Genomic DNA, 17,579 nt, shown 5'->3' with positions numbered 1-17,579 from the left:
ATTCAGGGTCACGGTCATAGAGTCCGACATCGATCCGGTGCCTCGAACTCATGCCCGCACGCCTCATGCCCTCCTGCCGCCTTCTCGCCCTCCTGCTCGCCGCGTCGACAGCCGGCTCGCTCTCGCACGCGGGGCTCGCCCGGGCGGCCGAACCGCCCGCATCGTCGACCTCGTCGGCATCTCCCCGATCGTCGGCAACGCCGGCATCGCTGGAGGTGGCCCGATTCGCGGCAGCCGGCATCCAGACCGCGCCGGTCCTGAGCGCCGATGCCGGCTGGCTCGGTCACCTGCCGGCCCGCGTGACGGTGCCCGACGCACAGCTGCGATTCGTCGCCGCTCCGGTGAGCGCACGGGTCATCGCAATCCTCGTCGGCACGGGCGACTCCGTGAAGGCCGGGCAGCCGCTGGCGACCTTGTCCAGCGCCGAGCTGATCGGTTTGCGCCGCGACCTCGTCCAGGCGAGCGCCGAGCGCGATCGCGCGGCACGAGCGTTCGCTCGCGACCAGGCCCTGTTCTCCGAGGGTCTGATTCCCGCATCCCGGGTCGAGGCCAGCCGCGCCGCCGACCGGCAGGCCGCGGCGCTGCTCGCCGAGCGCCGCGCCCTGCTGCAACTGGCCGGCGCCGCCCCCGGAGGCAGCGCCGAACTGACGGTGAAGTCGCCGATCGACGGCGTGCTGCTGTCGCAGCAGGTGCGCGCCGGCGAGCGGGTCGACCCGGCGACCACGCTGTTCCAGGTGGCGCGACTGGAGCCGCTGGCGCTCGAGATCGACGTGCCGGTCGCGCTCGCCGGCGGTCTGGCGGCGGGACGGGCGGTGCGGATCCCCGCGAGCGGCTCGGAAGGCAGGGTGATCGCGGTCGGGCGCGCCGTGGGCGTCGGACAGACGATCGTCGTGCGCGCGCAGCTCGACACGCGCCTCGCCACGCTCAATCCGGGCCAGCAAGTCGAGGCGGAGATCGCCGTCCCGCCGCGCGAAGGTACGCGGCCGGCCTGGCGCATCCCCGGCAGCGCGCTCGTCAGGCTCGCCGGCACCGACTCGCGGCCCGTGGTATTCGCCGAGCGCAACGGCCGGTACGTGGTGGTTCCGGTCGAACTGATCTCCGGCTCGGATCAGGAGCGAGTGGTCAGGGGCGGCCTCGACGCCGGCGACCGGGTCGTCTCTCGTGGCACGAGCCAGCTGAAGGCCGCGCTCGGGCCTGGCTCGGGGGACTGATCGCGATGCTGTCCCGGATCATCGAATTCGCGCTGACCCAGCGGCTGCTGATGCTGGTCCTGACCGCCCTGCTGGTGGGCGCGGGGGTCGTCTCGATCCGGGCGCTGCCGATCGACGCCTTCCCCGACGTCTCGACGACCCAGGTCAAGGTCATCGTGAAAGCGCCCGGCATGACGCCCGAGGAAGTCGAGAGCCGGATCACCCTGCCGATCGAGCAGGAGCTGCTCGGCATCCCGCGGCAGCGCATCCTGCGCGCGGTCTCGAAGTACGGCCTCACGGACCTCACCCTGGACTTCGAGGACGGCACCGAAATCTATTGGGCCCGGCAGCAGGTGGCCGAGCGCCTGGCGGCCGCGATGGACGCGCTTCCCCCTCAGGCCAGCGGCGGCCTTGCCCCGATCACCACCCCGCTCAGCGAAATGTTCATGTTCACGATCGAGGGCCCGTTGTCCCTCGAGGAGAAGCGAACCCTGCTCGAATGGGTGATCCGCCCGCAGCTGCGCACGATCCCTGGCGTGGCCGACGTCAACAGCCTCGGCGGGCACTCCCGGGCCTTCGAGATCGTTCCCAATCCGCAGCTTCTCGCGGCGCGCGGCATCGGCCTCGACCAGCTCCGAAGCGCGGTGGAGCGCAACAGCCGAAACGATGGCGCCGGCCGGCTCGCCGACGGCGAGGAGGCGCTCATCGTCCGCGTCGAGGGCGCGGTCGTCGGCCTGGACGACCTCGCCGAGATCGTCATCGATCGGCGCGACGGTGTTCCGGTCCGGGTGGGCGACGTCGCCCAGGTGCACATCGGCAGCCTCACGCGAAACGGCGCGGTGACCCGCGACGGCGCCGGCGAGGCGGTGCAGGGCCTCGTGCTGGCCTTGCGCGGCGCCAACGCCCAGGCGGTGATCGACGGCGTGAAGGCGCGGCTGGCGGAGATCTCGACAAACCTGCCAGCCGGCACGCGCATCGAGCCCTTCTACGACCGGTCCACGCTGGTCGAGCGCGCGATCGGCACCGTGTCGCGGGCGCTGCTCGAGGCGATCGTCCTGGTGCTCGTGTTGCTGGTGGCTTTCCTGGGCAACCTGCGGGCCGCCCTGGTGGTGGCGCTCACCCTGCCCCTCGCGGCGCTCGGCACATTCGTGCTGATGCGCTACACCGGCCTGTCCGCGAACCTGATGAGCCTGGGCGGCCTGGCGATCGCGATCGGCCTGCTGGTGGACGCTTCGGTCGTGGTCGTCGAGAACCTGGAGACCCGGCTGGCCGAGGGCGGCGCGCTCGCGCCGGTGTCGGCCCTTCACCTCGTCTATCGCGCGGTGCGCGAGGTCGCGGTCCCGGTCACTTCGGGCGTGTGCATCATCGTGATCGTGTTCCTGCCGCTCCTCACGCTGCAGGGGCTCGAGGGAAAGCTGTTCATCCCGGTCGCTCTGTCGATCGTCTACGCGCTGTCGGTGTCGCTGGTGCTCGCCCTGACCGTGATCCCGGTCCTCGCTTCGCTGCTGCTCAGGCGCGGACCGGCCCACGCGCCCTGGCTGGTGCGCAAGCTCGACGCGATCTATCGTCCGTCGCTGGCCTGGGCCATGGCCCATTCCCGCGCCGTCTTCGTGGCGGCGCTGGCCCTGCTGCTGCTGGCCGGCGGCGCCTACGTCCGGGTCGGCAAGAGCTTCATGCCGACCATGGACGAGGGCGACATCATCATGCAGCTGGAGAAGCTGCCCTCGATCGGCCTGGCGCAGACGGTCGAGATCGACACACGGATCCAGCGGGCCATCCTCGAGCGGGTCCCCGAAGTCCGCAGCATCGTGGCCCGTTCGGGCTCCGACGAGCTCGGCCTGGATCCCATGGGCCTGAACCAGACGGACAGCTTCCTGGTGCTGGCGCCGATCGCCGAATGGCGCCGTCCGGACAAGGCCTGGCTCACCGACCAGTTGCGTGCGGTGGCGGCCGCCTTCCCGGGCGTGCAGGCGACCTTCACCCAGCCGATCGAGATGCGGGTGTCGGAGATGCTGACCGGCGTGCGCGGCGACGTGGCCGTCAAGGTCTTCGGCAACGACCTGCGCGAGCTCGCCGGCGCGGCCGCCCGGATCGAGAGGCTGCTCGGCGAGATCCCGGGGGCCGAGGACGTGTTCACCGCGAAGAACGAGGGCATGCAGTACCTGCGCGTACGGATCGACCGCCTCGCCGCCGGGCGCCTGGGCCTGTCCGTGGACGAGATCGAGTCGTCGCTGCGCACCGTGGTCCAGGGCCAGGAAGCGGGCTCGCTGGTCGAGGGGGGCCGTCGCGTCCCGATCCTGATCCGCGCCGACGAGGACTTCCGCGCAAGCGCCGCACGCTTCGCCGACCTGAGGCTGGGCCTCGACGGCGGCGGCGCCGTGCCGCTGTCGGCGGTGGCGCACCTGGAGCGCATCGACGGTCCGGTGAAGATCGACCGCGAGAACGGCGCGCGCTACGCTACGGTCCAGGCGAACGTGCGCGGACGCGACCTGGTCGGCTTCGTCGAGGAAGCGCGGGCCCGGGTGGCCACGGACGTCCCGCTGCCCGCAGGCTACCGCCTGGAGTGGAGCGGGCAGTTCGAGAACCAGCAGCGCGCCGCGGCCCGGCTGGCGGTCGTCGTGCCGGTCGCCCTGCTCCTGATCTTCCTGCTGCTGTTCTCGACCTTCGGATCGGTCCGGCAGGCGGCACTGGTCCTGGCGAACGTGCCCTTCGCGCTGGTCGGAGGCATCTTCGCGCTGCTGCTGTCGGGCGAGTACCTGTCGGTGCCGGCCTCGGTCGGCTTCATCGCCCTGCTCGGCATCGCGGTGCTCAACGGCGTCGTGCTCGTCACGCAGTTCAATCAGCTGATCGACAAGGGGATGACAGCCACCGAGGCGGTCGTCGAAGGCGCTCGACGCAGGCTTCGCCCGGTGATGATGACTGCGTCGATCGCGGCCTTCGGCCTGGTGCCGCTGCTGTTCGCCAGCGGGCCCGGCTCGGAGATCCAGCGGCCGCTTGCCGTCGTCGTGATCGGCGGGCTTGTCAGCTCGACCCTGTTGACCCTCTTGTTGCTGCCGATTCTCTTTCGTCGGTTCGGGCTCGATCGCACCCCGGCCGCCCTCGAGGGAGCACCGCGATGACGCAAGGCCGCACCGACATCGTGCTCACGCTCGTCGCGCCGGCGGCGCTCGAGGAGCCGCTGGTCGATCTCCTGCTGGCCATGCCGGAACTCGCGGGTGGTTTCACCAGCAGCCCTGCCGACGGCCACGGCACGCGCGTCCCGCTGGTCGGGGCCGACGAGAACGTCCGCGGCCGCGGGAAGCGGGTCCGCATCGAGATTGCGCTCGCGTCTGCCGCCCTGTCCACGCTGCTCGATGCGATCCGGCAAGCCATGCCCGCTGCCCCGATCCATTTCTGGACGATGCCGATCCTCGACTTCGGAAGCCTCCAATGAGACTGCCTGTCCTGATCAGCGCGCTTGCGCTCGCCCTGCCGCTGCTCGCCCATGCTGAGGGCGCGCCCCCCTATCCTTCGGAACTTCCGCCCGCGGAGCTCGTTCGCGAGGCGATCATCGAGGCGCCCGACGTTCAGGCCGCCGCCGCGATGCGCGACGCGGGGCTCGCCACCCGTCGGCAGCTCGTCGCCGGGCCCCAGGAATGGGTGGCGCGGGTGGATTACCTGCGGCGGCGCGCGACCCAGGGCGGCGACTCCGAACGCACGAGCGACTGGGAGCTTGCGCTGGAGCGCCCCCTGCGCTCGCCGACCAAGGCGAACCTGGACCGGCAACTCGGCGACATCCGCGTCGAGGAAGCCGACGTGGCGCTGGCCGATGCGCGGCACGAAACCGCCCGCGAGCTGCTCTCGCTCTGGTACGACTGGCTGCGCGCCAGGACGGTGGCGACGATGCTGCGCGACCAGTCCGAGCTGGCGACGCGCGAAGCATCGGTCGTCGAGCGACGCAACAGTCTGGGCGACGCATCGGCGCTCGACCTGAGCCGGGCCCGAGCAGCCGCCGCCGAGGCGCAGGCGGCCGCGAGCCAGGGGCTCGCGCGCGCCGAACAGGCGCGGATCATGCTCGAGCACCGATTTCCGAGGCTCGCCGGCCCCGGATCGATGCCCGGGCCGGCACCGCGCCCGGAGACGCTGTCGTCCGACCTGTCGGCGCTGGGCCGCGCAGCGATCGAGAGGGACCACGGCCTGTTGCTGGCGCGCGCCGCGGCGGCACGCGGTCTGGCCGAGAGCCGGCGCGCCCTGGCTGATCGCAGGCCGGATCCGAGCGTCGGCCTGCGGATGGCGCGCGAGCGCAGCGGCGCCGACGGCATGGTCGGCGTCTACCTGTCGATCCCGTTCGGCGGCGAAGCCAGGCGGGCCGCGGCGGACGCCAGCGTGGCCACGGCCGATGCGCTCGCGCGCCGGGCCGCCGCCACGCAACGGCGACTCGAGGCCGAGGTCGGCGCGCTGATCCACGCGGTCGAGTCGAGCCGCGCGAACTGGCAGGTCAGCGAGGCGGCGGCCGCCCTGCAGGCGGGGGTCGCCGAGCGGCTGGAGACCGCGCACCGCCTCGGCGAGGCGAGCCTGGGCGAGGTCCTGATCGCCCGCAGGCAGGCGAAGCAGGCAGCGCTGGCGAGCCTCGAGGCGCGCATCGAGGCCCTCCAGCGCCGGGCGCGGCTGCTGCTCGACGTGCACCTGCTCTGGGACTACGACTGACGCCTTCGCGCATTCCGGCACGGCCCCGGGTCGCCCGGCAGGGCCCCGCGGTCTAGAATCGGCCGCAGACCCACCCGACACCCGGCTCGCGCCGGGATACCGCCGTGAACGAGACACCCCGCCCCGGTTCCGCCCCGCAGAACATCGACCTCGACGAGGTCGGTCGCCTCGTCGACGCGCTCGAAGACGACCTCGCCAGGGCCCGCAGCGACTCCTCGCGGATCGACGCCCTGCGCGCCGAGGTCGAGCAGCTGCGCGCCGCGCTCGGCGCCGAGTCGCCCGAGGACGGCGATGTCCACCGCGGGCTTTCGGGCCTGCGCGATGCGATGCACAAGCTCGGCGACGAACTGATCTCGGATGCATTCGAGGGCAGCCGCTACATCGCCCAGATCGGCCGCATCCTGGGCCTGTGACGGAGACACCCGCAATGAACGGTGCCGAATCGCTGGTCCGCACGCTGCTTGCCTCGAAGGTCGAGGTCTGCTTCACCAATCCCGGCACGTCCGAGATGCATTTCGTGGCCGCGCTCGACACGGTGCCCGGCATGCGCTGCGTGCTCGGGCTCTTCGAGGGCGTGGTCACCGGCGCCGCAGACGGCTACGCGCGGATGGCCGACCGGCCGGCCGCCACGCTGCTTCACCTCGGCCCCGGGCTGGCCAACGGGCTGGCCAACCTGCACAACGCCCGCAAGGCGCGCAGCCCGGTGGTCAACATCGTCGGCGAGCACGCGATCCATCATCGCGGCTACGAAACGCCACTGGCCAGCGACCTCGAAGGCATCGCGCGCCCGGTTTCGCACTGGTTCCGGATGTCGGGCGACGCCCGCTCGGTGGCCGGCGACGCGGCCGAGGCAGTGCGACAGGCGCGCAGCGGCGCCGGCAAGGTCGCCACGCTGGCGCTGCCTGCCGACACCGCCTGGAACGAGGCCGACGGACCTGCCGCGCCGCGGGAGCCGCCGCCGCGAGGCAAGGCGGATCCGGGTGCGATCTCGCAGGCCGTGGCCGCGATCCGGTCCGGCAAGCGGGTCACGCTGATGATGTCCGGCCGCGCGCTGCGCGAGCCCTGCCTGGGCCTGGCCGCGCGGATCGCCGCCGCGACCGGCGTGCGACTGCTGTCGCAACAGTCCAATGCCCGGGTCGAGCGGGGCGCGGGCCGCGTGGTCGTGCCGCGGGTCCCCTACCCGGTCGACCAGGCGCTCGCCGCGCTGGCCGACATCGACGTGCTGCTGCTGCTCGGGGCCAATCCACCTGCCTCCTTCTTCGCCTACCCGGGCAAGCCGTCGATGATGACGTCGCCCGGCTGCGAGACCCTCCGCGTGGCCGGCCCCGACGACGACCTGGAGCACGCCCTGCGCTGGCTCGCCGACGAGCTCGGGGCGACCGCGGCGGCGCCGCTGGCCAACGACGCGATCTGCATGACGCCCGCCCAGCCCGGGCGGCTGACCGCCGAAGCGGTCATGCAGTCGGTGGCTGCCATGCTCCCCGAGCAGGCCATCCTGTGCGACGAATCGGTGTCTTCGGGCCGCGCGCTGTTCCGCTACACGGACGGCTCGGCGCCGCACGACTACCTGCAGCTCACTGGCGGCGCGATCGGCGAGGGCCTGCCCATGGCCACCGGCGCGGCAATCGCCTGCCCCGACCGCAAGGTAGTGAGCCTCGAAGGGGACGGCAGCGGCATGTACACGCTGCAGGCTCTCTGGACCCAGGCGCGCGAGCGGCTCGACGTGGTCACCGTGGTGCTGGCCAATCGTGGCTACCGGATCCTCCAGGGCGAGCTAAAGGGCGTGGGCGTGGAGAACCCCGGCGAGCGCGCGAAGCGGATGCTCGCGGTCGAAGACCCCGAGCTCGACTGGGTCGCGCTGGCCAGGGGAATGGGCGTCGAGGCCGCGGCGACGGACACCGCCGAAGGCTTCAACGACCTGCTGGCCGCGGCGCTTCGGAAGAAGGGCCCGTTCCTGATCGAAGCACAGCTGCCTTGAGTCCGACCGTGGTCGGCCGGGCGACCCTCTTCCGCGGCTGGTACGTCGTCTGGGCGGCCTTCGCCGCCATGACGGTGATCTTCGGGGTCGCCTATTCCTTCGCGGCCTTCTTCCAGCCCTGGTCGGTCGAGTTCGACGCCCAGCGCGCCGACGTGTCCTGGGTGTTCGGCCTGTCCTCGCTGCTCTACTTCTCGCTGGGCGCGGTGGGCGGCGCGCTGGCCGACCGTTTCGGGCCGCGCGCCACCGGCCTGGCCGGCATGAGCTGCCTGGCGGCCGGCCTGCTGGCCTCCAGTTTCGCGACGGACCTGGCCAGCATCTACCTGGCCTACGGGCTGGGCATCGGCCTCGGCGTCGCGCTGGTCTACACGCCCTCGATGGGCGCGGTCCAGCCCTGGTTCGCCAGGCGGCGCGGCCTGGCCTCGGGCATTGCCAGCTCGGGCATCGGCGCCGGCACGCTGGTCGTGCCGATCCTGGCCAGTTGGCTGATCGCCAACCTCGATTGGCGCGAGGCGATGCGCTGGCTGGCGCTGGGGGTCGTGCTGGCGGGCTTCGCCGCTGCCTGGTTCCTGGACCGGGACCCCGCCCGTCACGGACTGGCGCCCGACGGCCTGCCCCTGTCGGCAGCGAGTGGCCTCGCCGCCGACGCCACCACGCGTCGCGGGGCGCCGGCGGGGCTGACGCTGCGCGAGGCCCTGCGCGCCCCGAGCTTCCGATGGCTGTACGCGAGCACGCTGGCCGCCGGCGTCCCGATGTTCGTGCCATTCGCGCACCTGTCCGCGTCGGCGCGCGACGCAGGCATCGCCGACACCGAGGCGGTCGCGCTGGTCGGGCTGATCGGCATCGGCAGCCTGCTGGGCCGCTTCGGGATCGGCGGGTTCGCCGATCGGCTCGGGCGATTGCAGACCCGGATCATCGTCGAAGCCATGCTCGGCGCGTCCTTCCTGATCTGGGCGAGCGCCGACGGCTATCCGGCCTTTGCCGTCTTCGCGCTCGTCTTCGGCCTTTCGTATGGGGGCATCGTCTCGCTATTGCCGCCGATCTGCAGCGATCTCTATGGCCTCAGGGCGGTTTCGGGGATCATCGGCCTGCTCTACACCGGCGCCGCCTTCGGCGCCCTGCTCGGACCGGTGGCGGCCGGCGCGCTGTTCGACGCTCACGGCCACTACGGCTGGGCCATGGCCCTGTGCGCGACCGGCTCGGTGCTGGCGACCTTCTGTGCCTGGCGCGTGATGCGGATGGCGCCGCGGCAAGCGTAGCGCAAGGGGCCGCTAGACCAGCGTGGCGGCCCAGCGCGGCGATTCGTCGCCCGGGCGGCCCGGGCCCAGCGTCTCGCCGCTCGCATCGAGCAGGCGGCCGCAGCGGACCTCGAGCGCCAGGTCGGCGAGCATCAGTCCCGGCACGCCATGGCGCGGGAACGAAGCCAGATGGCAGGGTTCCTGGACCGCAGCCAGGGCCGTCCCGACCGATCCTGCGCGAATGCCGCGCAGGATGCCGGTGTACCAGCCGGCGACGACCGATTCCTCGGCGAACGGGAACAAGTGCCCCAACGCCAGCGGATTGGTGTCCGGCCAGCTGCCGGTGAGCCCGACGAGGCGCAGCAGGCCGTCGTCGCCGATCTCCCAGGTGGCCGCGTAGTCCGGGGCATCGGCGGACAGGCCGCTCGCGCGCCGCAACCCGGGCCGTTGGCCGATCAGCCGAAACCACGCCTCGAGCGGACGCGATCCCAGCCGGAACACCCGGTCCCGGTATAGAAGGGTATCGCCTGCGTAGGCTGTCATCGTGGACTCTCCATGGCGCTATCGCCGCACTGGGAGCACTGTCGTCCTTCGGCCCTGCCGCCGCTCGTCCCGCCCGACGAAGCGCCCGCATCGGGCGATGGCCGGCCCGTCGGGGCCCGGGGCCGACCCACCACCGTCCGGGGCCGGCCCTCCGGGGTCCGGGACCGCCCGCGCCGGCCAGCAGCCGCACGGGTTTGCTGTCATCCTTCCGCGTGTGCAAACCAGTCCAGCAACGAGGGGGAACAGATGTCGCTATTCGATCTGACCGGCAAGGTCGCAGTCATTACCGGCGCCAGCCGGGGAATCGGGCGGGCGATCGCCGAGCGGATGGCCGAACAGGGGGCGAAGGTGGTGGTGTCGAGCCGCAAGCTCGCGGCCTGCGAGACCGTGGTCGAGGGCATCCGGGCGCGCGGCGGCGAGGCCATCGCGGTCGCCTGCAACATCGGCCGCAAGGAAGAACTGCAAGCCCTGGTCGACGCCACCAACGCCAGGTGGGGCCGGATCGACATCCTGGTGTGCAACGCCGCGGTCAACCCCTACTTCGGTCCGTCGGTGGACATGCCCGACGAGGCCTACGACCGGATCATGAACAGCAACGTGCGCAGCAACTTCTGGCTGTGCAACATGGTGGCCCCGCAGATGGCCGAGCGCGGCGACGGCTCGATCATCATCGTGTCCTCGATCGGCGGATTCCAGGGCTCCGACGTGATCGGCGTGTACTGCATCTCCAAGGCCGCCGACATGCAGCTGGCCCGCAACCTGGCGGTGGAATGGGGCCGGAAGAACGTGCGCGCCAACTGCATCGCACCGGGCCTGATCAAGACCGATTTCGCGCGCGCGCTGTGGGAAGACCCGAAGATCCTCGAGCAGAGCGTGTCCAACACCGCGCTGCGCCGGATCGGCGAGCCCGACGAGATCGCCGGCGCGGCGGTCTTCCTCGCCGCGCCCGCCGGCCGCTACACGACCGGCCAGACCTTCGTGATCGATGGCGGCCGACTGGCCGGGCTGGCGCGCGGAGACTGAGCTGATGGCGGGCAAGCGGACCCGCCCGATCGGGCGCCCGCGCGGGAGCGGGCGCCTGCGCCCAGGGCTGCGCCGAGCTGCGCTGACGCTCTTCGCGCTGCTTGCCGGCTGCGGCTATGCGGAGATCTCGATCCTGCTGACCGATTCGGATCCCTCCTCGTGGTGGATCCGGATCGAGTCGCCGACCTCGCTCGCCGAATGGCACACAACCGCGCCGGCCGTGGTCGTCGCCGGCGGGGCCTTCGTACCCGAGGGTTCGCAATGCGCCGGTCCCGCCGGCACCATCGCGCCCGGCTACCGGATCGCCTGGCTGAATTCCGCCACCGGACAGGCCGGCCTCGCGGCAGCCCGACTCGACTGCCTCGACCCCCTGGCGCTGCGCTGGGACGCCGGCGCGTTGACGCTCGCCACCGGATCCAATCCGATCGTGGTCACGGCCAGCGACGCGGGCGGACACTCGGCCTCGGACACGCTGGTCGTCTGGCGTCAGTGAGCGGCCGCGACGGCGCCGGTCTCCCTGAGCAGGCGAAACCCGACCAGCGTGTAGCGCGTCTCGGGCGTGTTCCAGTTCCGGAACGAGGCCCGCGCGTAGAAAGGCCAGGTGTGCCAGGACCCGCCTCGGCGCACCTTGAGCCGGCCGTCCGGCGGACCTCCTGGGTCCTCGAGCGGCGAGACACGGTAATAGGCTTCCTCGTACCAGTCGGCCACCCACTCCCAGACATTGCCGTGCATGTCGTGGAGGCCCCATGCGTTCGGGGCGAAGCTCCCGACCGGCGCGGTGAAGACAAAGCCGTCCCGCGCCGGCAGCGCCTGGGCCTGCCAGCGCGGCCAGTGCGTCGAGGCGTCCAGGTCGAACAGGTTGGCGGCGCTCGTCTGCGGCACCGGCGCGTCGCCCCAGTGATAGCGGGTGCGGCTGCCGGCACGGCACGCGTATTCCCACTCCGCCTCGGTCGGAAGCCGATAGGGCACGCCCTCGATCTCGCCAAGCCAGCGCGCCATCGCCATCGCGTCGTTCCAGCTGACGTTCACCACCGGATGATCGTCGCCCTGCGGAAAACCCGGATTGCGCCACGAGTAGGCCGGATCGCGTCCCTCGAAGGCGTCACCGCGCGGCGATCGCGCAGGGTCGTAGTCGCTTCGGAACCCGTAAGCGCCAGTCCCGTCCGCGATCGACTCGGGCACATGGCCCGAAGCTTCGACGAAGCGCCGGAACTGGCCTACGGTGACCTCGTGCCGGGCGAGGTAGAAGCCGCGGGTGATTCGCACACGATGGCGGGGCGCCTCGTCGTGCAGCTCGGCGATCCGCTCGCGTCCGATCGTCGGGAACGCGGCCTCCAGCGCGCCGGCCGATTCCTCGCTGCCCATCATGAACTCCCCCGCCGGCACCAGGACGAAGGCCAGGCCCAGCCGGTCGACGATCGTCGCGGGGCCGCCTGCGCCTTGTTCGCCGCCCCGGCTCGCACAGCCGGCAGTCGCGAGGAGCAGCGCGGCAAGCAGCGTTCCTGCCGCGCGTTTCCTTCCGGAACTCGTGTGCTTGCTCATCTGCGCCCCCTTGGGGCACCCTCGCCCCTCCAGGGAGGATAACCATGAAGAAGATCGGATTCATCGGCGCGTCGGGCCTCATGGGCCACGGCATGGCGCGCAGCCTGCTCGCCAAGGGCTTCCAGGTCGGCCTGACGGTGCACCGCAACCGCGCGCGCGTGGCCGACCTGCTCGAGGCCGGCGCGACCCAGGCCGCCACGCCGGCCGAGCTCGGCAAGACCTGCGAGGTCGTGATCGTCTGCGTGACCGGCTCGCCCCAGGTCGAGCAGGTGCTCGCCGGTCCGGACGGCGTGCTGAGCGCCCCGCGCAAGGGGCTGGTCGTGATCGAGACCTCGACCAGCGAGCCCGACTCCACCGCCCGCCTGCGCGAGGCCTGCGCGGCGAAGGGGGTCACCCTGGTCGACGCGCCGCTCGCCCGCACCCCCGTCGAGGCCGAGCAGGGCCGGCTGAACACGATGGTCGGCGCCGACGATGCCACCTTCGCCGCGATCCGGCCCGTGCTCGAGGGCTATTGCGAGAACATCTTCCACGTGGGCGGCCCGGGCGCCGGGCACGTGATCAAGCTGCTGAACAACTTCGTGGCCCAGGCGATCTGCACGGCCACCGCCGAGGCCTTCGCGGTCGGCGTGCGGGCGGGCGTGGATCCCCGGAAGCTCGTCGAGGTGGTTTCCGCCGGCGCGGTGAACTCGGGGATCTTCCAGGCCATGGCCAAGACCCTGTCGGGCGACCTGGAGGGGCTGAAGTTCGAGCTCGACAACGCCCGCAAGGACGTGCGCTACTACACCCACCTGGCCGAAGGGCTGACCGTGCCCTCGATCGTCGGCGAGGCGGTGCACCAGAGCCTGGCCATGGCCAGCGCGATGGGCCAGGGCAAGAAGTTCGTGCCGGCGCTGGTGCTGGCGCAGGAGCAGCTCACCGGCGCGAAGATCGTGCCGGGCTGAGCGCGACGCAAGCCCGGGGTCGCCAGGCCCCGGGCCTCATGCCGGCTTGAGCGTGATCCGCCAGAGGCTGCGCGGATGCCTCGGGTCGGTCAGCGTGGCCGAATGCAGCAAGGCGGCGTTGTCCCAGATGACCACGTCGCCCACCTCGTAGGAAAGCCGGTACTGGTAGCGGGCCTGCGTGGAATGTGCCTTGAGCTCGTCGAGCAAGGCCCTGCCCTCGGGCTCGCCCATGCCTTCGATGCCGAAGGAGCTGCCCGACACCGCGTACAACGCCTTGCGGCCGGTGTACCAGTGCTCGAGCACCAGCGGATGGCGAACCCACTGCATCCGCGCCTTCTGCGCGTCGCTCAGCACCGAGGCCACCGTGCGCGAGGCTTCGTCGAGATCGTCCCGGTTGCCGTAGTGATGCAGCACCGTGAGCCCCTCGAGCCTCGACTTCGCGGCAACGGACAGGTCTTCCCACGCCGCAGTCTGGTCGGCGAACAGCGTGGCGCCGCCCACCGCCGGCACCTCGATCGAGTACAGCGTGGTCGCCCTGGCGGGTTCGGCCAGATAGGAGTAGTCGGTGTGGAAGTAGGTGCCGGCGTCGGCCAGCCCCTGGGCGACGCCATCCTTCACGACGTTGGACAGGCGAAGGATGTCCGGGATCTCCGGATGATGGAACTGATCGATCACGTGCGGCTCGGGCCGGCCGAAGCGCGAGGCCCAGCGGTGGAAGGCCGGCGCGTCGAGCCGCTGGCCGCGCACGACCAGCAGGTGGGCGTCGTAGAAGGCCCGCTCGATCGCGGCAAACAGCGTGTCCGGCATGGGCTGCGAAAGGTCCACCCCGCGCAGCTCGGCGCCGAAGCTTCCGAGCGGACGAATGTCGAGCGTCATCTGAGGAACTCCGGGGAGATCAGGCTGGGCACGAAGAGCGTGACCTGCGGCCAGAGGATGACGAGGATCAGTACGCCGAACATCGGCATGAGCATGATCATCGTGTCCTTGAGCACGTCACCGAGGCGCACGCCGGCGATCGAACAGGAGATCATCAGGCACAGGCCGTAGGGCGGCGTCACGAGGCCGAAAGCGAGCGAAACGATGCCGATCATCGCGAAGTGCACCGGGTCCAGGCCCGCCGTCCTGGCGACTGGCTGGAGGATGGTCCCGACGATGATGATCGCCGGAATCGCGTCCAGGAAGCAGCCCACCACCAGGAACACGGCCGCCACGAAGAAGCCGGTGGCGATGGGGCCCATCTCCCAGGCATTCACGCCGCCCAGGATCGCATGCGGGATCTGGTAGAAGGCCATCAGCCAGCCGAAGGCGCTGGCCGTGCCCACACAGAACAAGGTGGCGCCGGCGAGCCGGCCGGTGTCGAGCAACGCCTCGTAGAGCCCCTTGAGGCTCATCTCGCGATACGCGACGAGGGACAGGATCGCGGCATAGAGCACCGCGATGCACGCGGACTCGGTGGCGGTGAACCAGCCGAAGATCTTGCCGCCGATGATGATCACCGGCGTCAGCAGCGCGGGCACCGCCACGTACAGGGCCCGCACGATCTCCCCCGCGGACGAGGCCTCGTAGGTCGGGTAGCCACGCCGCTTCGCGTAGACGTGAACGGTGGCCATCTGGACCAGGCCCATCAGCAGGCCCGGAATGATGCCCGCCAGGAAGAGCGCGCCGATCGACGTGGTGAGCACCCCGCCCCAGACGATCATCAGGATCGACGGCGGGATGATGACCGCCATGACCGCCGACACCGCGGTGATCGCCACCGAGAAACTGGTGTCGTAGCCCTCCTTGACCTGGGCCTCGATGAACAGCTTGCCCTGGCTGGCCGCGTCGGCCGTGGCCGAACCGGAAATGCCCGCGAAGAAGATCGACAGGACGATGTTGATCTGCGCGAGGCTTCCCGGCAACTGCCCGACCAGCGCGCGCGACAGGCGGACCAGCCGGTCGGTGATCCCGCCGGTGTTCATCAGGTTGGCGGTGAGCAAGAAGAAGGGCACCGCCAGCAGGATGAACGAGTTGTAGGCGTTGAAGGTCTCCTGGGCGAGGACCATGAGCGACAGGTGCGGCTCGATGACGAGCATCGGCAGGCAGGCCAGGCCGAGCGCGACCGCCACCGGCACGCGCAGGAACAGCAGCACGAAGAAGATGCCGAACAGGACGGCCGAGGCCCCTCCGGGCGAGAAGATGAGGCTGCTCATGCGCGCGCGCCCCCTTCCCGGCCGGTGGCGACGCGCCAGAGGTCGACCATCCGCTCGCCGTGGAACGCGAGCCAGCTCAGCCCGAGGAGCGGCCAGGCGATATGGATCATCCACAGCGGCAACTCGGCCAGCTCCGAGATCCGGTTGAACGCGAACTCGGTGAACTCCCAGCCGGCAATCACGAAGACCACTGCGAACACCAGCACCGCGATGCCCGAGACGAGCTGCAGGACCGCATCGGCGCGCGGGGAGAGCCGCGGCCACATGTCGACGATGAAGTGCGTGCCCTCGCGCATCCCGACCATCGAGCCGATCATGATCAGCCAGACGAACAGGAAGCGCGCCATCTCCTCCGTCCAGATGTAGGACGGGATCAGCGAGGTGTAGCGCGAGAAGATCTGCAGGCTGACCGGGACGACCAGGATCGCCACCGAGATCACGAGCAGGAACGAGAGCAAGCGGTGCCAGGCGGCCGTGAAGCGCCGCCAGGCGCCGCGCGGAGCGCGGGCCTGGTCAGGAGACATCGAGAGGCGCCGTCAGATGGCGTTGATCTTCGCGAGGATGCCCTCGGCGCCGATTTCCCTGGCGTAGGCGGCCATCACCGGGTCGACCAGCTTCTTCATGGCATCCCGGTCGTTGAAGGCGATCCGCTTGAGCTTGCCGGCCGCCTCGAGGGTCTCGAGCCGCTTGCCGTCGCCGCCCGACTCGACCTCGCGGCCGTAGGTGGCGGCCTCCTTGCCGGCCCGGACAACGGCGTCCTGAAGGTCCTTGGGCAGGCCCTTGAAGGTCTTGGCCGAGAAGCACAGCGGCCGGATCGTGATCGCGTGCTGGGTCATGTTCAACTGCGGCGCCACCTCGTAGAACTTCATCTGCTCGACACCGGCCGCCTCGTTCTCGCCGGCCTCGATGACGCCGTTCTGTATCGCGTTGTAGACCTCGTTGTACGCGATGACCGTGGGCGCCATGCCCGTCGCCGCGAAGGTCTTGCTCCAGATGGGCGCGCCCTGCACCCGCACCTTGAGCCCCTTCATCTCGGCGAGATTCGTGACCGGCTTCGTCGCGAAAATGTTGCGAACGCCGCCGCCGCCATAGCCGATCAGCATGACGCCGGCCTTGGCCGCGATGTCGTCGGCGATCGGCTTGAACAGGTCCTGGTCGAGCACCTTGTTCCAGTGCGCGAGGTCGCGGAACAGGAAGGGGGCGTCGATGAAGGGCGCCGAGCGGGAGAACGTGGACATGTGGGCCGGCGAGGCCACCGCGAAGTCGACCGCCCTGCCCTGCGCCATGTACTCGACGTACTGCTTCTCCAGGCCCAGCGCGCTGTTCTTGTGGATGACGAAGTTGATCGGCTTGCCGTAGTACTTCTGGACCAGCTCGGCGAAGCGCTGCATGGCCATCGTGTAGGGATGGCTGTCGTCGAACTGGGAGGCGCCGTTGAGCGTCAGCGTCTGGGCGCTCGCCCGGCCGATGATTCCGAAAGTGCCGAATGCGGACGCCGCGGCGGTCGCGGACGCTGCGCCGATGAAGGATCTGCGGTGCATCATGTCTCCTCTGGGTTTGACCGGGCCGCCACGGAGGCTCCAGGACGGCCCGGCGATTTTTCTCGGGGCAGTTTAGCCCCAGAACCCGCCGCCGCGAAAGGTCTCGCGAACGACAATTTCGCGCGGCCCGGCCGGCATGCGGAAAACCGACATGGGAGACCTCTCGATGAGATTCAGCGTCCAGCACGCCCGCGACGGCCGCTTCGAAACCGACGGCCTGAGGCAGTACTTCGAGTACCGCGACCTGGGCATCCGGACCGCCACCGACGGCAAGGCCGTCATGCACGTGATCCGCGCCCGCGAAGGCACCCACGCCACCGGCGAGTGGCACCGGCACGAAGTCGACCTGCAACTGGTCTACGTGCTGAAGGGCTGGGTGCGCTTCGAGTACGAAGGGGTCGGCGAGGTGCTGCTCGAGGCCGGCTCCTGCGTGCACCAGCCGCCCGGCATCCGGCACCGCGAGATCGCGCACTCGCCGGACCTGGAGCTGATCGAGATCGTGTCCCCGGCCGATTTCAGGACCGAAGCAGCGGCAGCACCGGCCAAGCCACCGGCGTGACCAGGGCGACGGCGATCAGGGTCATCGCCAGGCTGGCGCGCATCATCGCGGCGGCCAGCGACAGCCCGCCAGGCCTGCGAGCGCGCCTCGGCCGGGCAGAGGCTCGTCTTCCTGCCTAGCCTGTATCGTTTCGTCCGTCATCGATTACT

The 17,579-nt window shown here is 70.8% G+C and carries 17 protein-coding genes; 11 read left to right on the top strand and 6 right to left on the bottom strand.

All coding sequences use genetic code 11. The annotated features are described in order from the left end of the window. Positions 1 to 50 precede the first annotated feature (50 nt). The 7 genes from FHP08_RS04860 (at position 51) to FHP08_RS04830 (ending at position 9,110) form a co-directional block, all read left to right on the top strand. Positions 51 to 1,211, top strand: a complete 1,161-nt coding sequence (locus tag FHP08_RS04860) for an efflux RND transporter periplasmic adaptor subunit (RefSeq protein ID WP_147703209.1) — start codon at positions 51 to 53, stop codon at positions 1,209 to 1,211. Positions 1,212 to 1,216: 5 nt separating this feature from the next. After that, on the top strand, positions 1,217 to 4,309 hold the full coding sequence (locus FHP08_RS04855; protein ID WP_147703208.1) for an efflux RND transporter permease subunit: 3,093 nt from the start codon (positions 1,217 to 1,219) through the stop codon (positions 4,307 to 4,309). After that, entirely contained in the window at positions 4,306 to 4,623 is a 318-nt protein-coding gene (locus tag FHP08_RS04850; protein ID WP_147703207.1) for a DUF3240 family protein, read from the top strand. Before FHP08_RS04855 ends, FHP08_RS04850 begins: the two co-directional genes overlap by 4 nt. Continuing rightward, positions 4,620 to 5,876, top strand: coding sequence for a TolC family protein (locus FHP08_RS04845; RefSeq protein ID WP_147703206.1), 1,257 nt, complete (start codon positions 4,620 to 4,622; stop codon positions 5,874 to 5,876). Before FHP08_RS04850 ends, FHP08_RS04845 begins: the two co-directional genes overlap by 4 nt. A 104-nt stretch (positions 5,877 to 5,980) precedes the next feature. Beyond that, positions 5,981 to 6,289: a hypothetical protein gene (locus tag FHP08_RS04840; protein ID WP_147703205.1), complete on the top strand. Its 309-nt coding sequence runs from the start codon at positions 5,981 to 5,983 to the stop codon at positions 6,287 to 6,289. 14 nt (positions 6,290 to 6,303) lie between these two features. Beyond that, positions 6,304 to 7,854: an acetolactate synthase large subunit gene (locus FHP08_RS04835; RefSeq protein WP_147703204.1), complete on the top strand. Its 1,551-nt coding sequence runs from the start codon at positions 6,304 to 6,306 to the stop codon at positions 7,852 to 7,854. After that, entirely contained in the window at positions 7,851 to 9,110 is a 1,260-nt protein-coding gene (locus tag FHP08_RS04830) for an MFS transporter (RefSeq protein WP_147703203.1), read from the top strand. Before FHP08_RS04835 ends, FHP08_RS04830 begins: the two co-directional genes overlap by 4 nt. A gap of 12 nt (positions 9,111 to 9,122) precedes the next feature. Here the strand turns inward: FHP08_RS04830 and FHP08_RS04825 are convergent, their stop codons facing one another. Continuing rightward, on the bottom strand, positions 9,123 to 9,632 hold the full coding sequence (locus FHP08_RS04825; RefSeq protein ID WP_147703202.1) for a hypothetical protein: 510 nt from the start codon (positions 9,630 to 9,632) through the stop codon (positions 9,123 to 9,125). A 246-nt stretch (positions 9,633 to 9,878) separates the two neighbouring features. Here FHP08_RS04825 and FHP08_RS04820 point away from each other — a divergent pair, with 246 nt between their 5' ends. Together FHP08_RS04820 and FHP08_RS04815 are read left to right on the top strand one after the other, a co-directional pair. After that, positions 9,879 to 10,655: an SDR family NAD(P)-dependent oxidoreductase gene (locus FHP08_RS04820; protein ID WP_147703201.1), complete on the top strand. Its 777-nt coding sequence runs from the start codon at positions 9,879 to 9,881 to the stop codon at positions 10,653 to 10,655. A 4-nt stretch (positions 10,656 to 10,659) separates the two neighbouring features. Continuing rightward, positions 10,660 to 11,148, top strand: a complete 489-nt coding sequence (locus tag FHP08_RS04815; RefSeq protein ID WP_147703200.1) for a hypothetical protein — start codon at positions 10,660 to 10,662, stop codon at positions 11,146 to 11,148. Here the strand turns inward: FHP08_RS04815 and FHP08_RS04810 are convergent. Continuing rightward, positions 11,142 to 12,197, bottom strand: a complete 1,056-nt coding sequence (locus tag FHP08_RS04810; RefSeq protein ID WP_147703199.1) for a formylglycine-generating enzyme family protein — start codon at positions 12,195 to 12,197, stop codon at positions 11,142 to 11,144. The two genes, FHP08_RS04815 and FHP08_RS04810, sit on opposite strands and share 7 nt — an antisense overlap. A gap of 44 nt (positions 12,198 to 12,241) precedes the next feature. Between FHP08_RS04810 and FHP08_RS04805 the strand changes: the two genes are divergently transcribed. Continuing rightward, positions 12,242 to 13,138, top strand: coding sequence for an NAD(P)-dependent oxidoreductase (locus FHP08_RS04805; RefSeq protein WP_147703198.1), 897 nt, complete (start codon positions 12,242 to 12,244; stop codon positions 13,136 to 13,138). Between the two features lie 36 nt (positions 13,139 to 13,174). On the opposite strand, the gene FHP08_RS04800 is transcribed toward FHP08_RS04805, so the two are convergent. Genes FHP08_RS04800 through FHP08_RS04785 form a run of 4 tightly spaced genes read right to left on the bottom strand, consistent with a single transcriptional unit; the run spans position 13,175 to position 16,871 of the window. Continuing rightward, positions 13,175 to 14,014, bottom strand: a complete 840-nt coding sequence (locus tag FHP08_RS04800; RefSeq protein WP_147703197.1) for a TauD/TfdA dioxygenase family protein — start codon at positions 14,012 to 14,014, stop codon at positions 13,175 to 13,177. Continuing rightward, positions 14,011 to 15,330 carry a TRAP transporter large permease gene (locus FHP08_RS04795; RefSeq protein ID WP_147703196.1) on the bottom strand — a complete coding sequence of 440 codons (1,320 nt, stop codon included), beginning with the start codon at positions 15,328 to 15,330 and terminating at the stop codon, positions 14,011 to 14,013. Before FHP08_RS04795 ends, FHP08_RS04800 begins: the two co-directional genes overlap by 4 nt. Continuing rightward, positions 15,327 to 15,854 carry a TRAP transporter small permease gene (locus tag FHP08_RS04790; RefSeq protein WP_147703195.1) on the bottom strand — a complete coding sequence of 176 codons (528 nt, stop codon included), beginning with the start codon at positions 15,852 to 15,854 and terminating at the stop codon, positions 15,327 to 15,329. The genes FHP08_RS04795 and FHP08_RS04790 overlap by 4 nt, the downstream gene beginning before the upstream one ends. A 12-nt stretch (positions 15,855 to 15,866) precedes the next feature. After that, positions 15,867 to 16,871 (bottom strand): TRAP transporter substrate-binding protein, encoded by a 1,005-nt coding sequence (locus tag FHP08_RS04785; protein ID WP_147703194.1) that lies wholly within the window; start codon positions 16,869 to 16,871, stop codon positions 15,867 to 15,869. A gap of 166 nt (positions 16,872 to 17,037) precedes the next feature. Here FHP08_RS04785 and FHP08_RS04780 point away from each other — a divergent pair, with 166 nt between their 5' ends. After that, on the top strand, positions 17,038 to 17,430 hold the full coding sequence (locus FHP08_RS04780) for a cupin domain-containing protein (RefSeq protein WP_222707816.1): 393 nt from the start codon (positions 17,038 to 17,040) through the stop codon (positions 17,428 to 17,430). The last annotated feature ends 149 nt before the right edge of the window (positions 17,431 to 17,579 follow it).

Source organism: Zeimonas arvi (assembly GCF_008039575.1).
GTDB classification, from domain to species: domain Bacteria; phylum Pseudomonadota; class Gammaproteobacteria; order Burkholderiales; family Burkholderiaceae_E; genus Zeimonas; species Zeimonas arvi.
Note: the sequence above shows the minus strand (reverse complement) of the source record. Positions and strands in the feature narration are given on the sequence as shown.